At 65.3% G+C, this 988-nt stretch carries 1 protein-coding gene; it reads right to left on the minus strand.

Features of this window, described 5'->3' with window-relative positions; translation table 11 throughout:
• Nucleotides 1-986, minus strand: a 986-nt coding sequence (gene tuf, locus CJ014_RS27230; RefSeq protein ID WP_100083625.1) for an elongation factor Tu, incomplete at its 3' end; no start/stop codon positions are given.
• Nucleotides 987-988 lie beyond the last annotated feature (2 nt).

A 988-nucleotide genomic window follows, 5' to 3' on the forward strand; every position in this document is an offset into this window, starting at 1 on the left:
TAGTTGGTGAAGAACGGCGTGTGACGGCCACCCTCTTCCTTGGTCAGGATGTAGGCCTCGGCCTTGAACTTGGTGTGCGGGTTCACCGAAGCCGGCTTGCACAGCACCTGGCCGCGCTCGACGTCCTCGCGCTTGGTACCACGCAGCAAGGCGCCGATGTTGTCACCGGCCTGGCCCTGGTCCAGCAGCTTGCGGAACATCTCGACGCCGGTCACCGTCGTCTTGGTGGTCGGACGGATGCCGACGATCTCGACTTCCTCGCCCACCTTGACGATGCCGCGCTCGACGCGGCCGGTCACCACCGTGCCGCGGCCGGAGATCGAGAACACGTCCTCGATCGGCATCAGGAACGGCTGGTCGACCGGACGGTCCGGCTGCGGGATGTAGGCGTCGACCTGGGTCATCAGCTCGAGGATCGAGTCATGGCCGAGCACCGGGTCGCCGCCCTCGAGGGCAACGAGAGCCGAACCCTTGACGATCGGAATGTCGTCGCCGGGGAAGTCGTAGGACGACAGAAGCTCGCGCACTTCCATCTCGACGAGCTCCAGGAGCTCCGGATCGTCGACCATGTCGCACTTGTTGAGGTAGACGACGATGGCCGGCACGCCGACCTGACGGGCCAAGAGGATGTGCTCGCGGGTCTGCGGCATCGGGCCGTCGGCCGCCGAAACCACCAGGATGGCGCCGTCCATCTGCGCCGCGCCGGTGATCATGTTCTTCACGTAGTCGGCGTGGCCGGGGCAGTCGACGTGCGCGTAGTGACGGTTCGTCGTCTCGTACTCGACGTGCGCCGTGTTGATGGTGATGCCGCGCGCCTTCTCTTCCGGCGCCGCGTCGATCTGGTCGTAGGCCTTGAACGTCGCACCGCCCGTCTCGGCCAGAACCTTGGTGATCGCCGCAGTCAGCGACGTCTTGCCATGGTCAACGTGACCGATCGTGCCGATGTTGCAGTGCGGCTTCGTCCGCGAAAACTTTTCCTTGGCCATCG

Origin of the sequence: Pleomorphomonas carboxyditropha (genome assembly GCF_002770725.1) — a bacterium.
GTDB lineage: Bacteria > Pseudomonadota > Alphaproteobacteria > Rhizobiales > Pleomorphomonadaceae > Pleomorphomonas > Pleomorphomonas carboxyditropha.